Raw genomic sequence first — 233 nt, 5'->3', positions numbered from 1 at the left:
GCCTCGCTCTCGGCTGGTGACACGCTGGCTTTCCCGCCGCAGGGCCTCTCGCTGCGCTGGGTGATGAAGGTCTTCACTATTGAAAGCTTTCGCGACAGCTTCGCCATGTCGATGTTCCTTGCCGTTTTCGGAACACTGGCAGCCCTCATCCTCGGCATCCCCGCCGCCTATGCCCTGTCGCGTTACCCGCTGCCCGCAGCGAGACGATCGTGCGGACGGTCTCTGCTGCGGGC

At 64.4% G+C, this 233-nt stretch carries 1 pseudogene; it reads left to right on the top strand.

Annotation, left to right across the window (positions count from 1 at the left end):
- Positions 1 to 233: pseudogene (locus EOD29_RS35285) on the top strand (hypothetical protein); the annotation flags it as partial.

The sequence above is a fragment of the Mesorhizobium sp. M1A.T.Ca.IN.004.03.1.1 genome, assembly GCF_003997555.1.
Classification (GTDB): Bacteria; Pseudomonadota; Alphaproteobacteria; order Rhizobiales; family Rhizobiaceae; genus Mesorhizobium.
The sequence above is the reverse complement of the archived record's forward strand: the minus strand, read 5'-3'. Positions and strand labels throughout refer to the sequence as shown.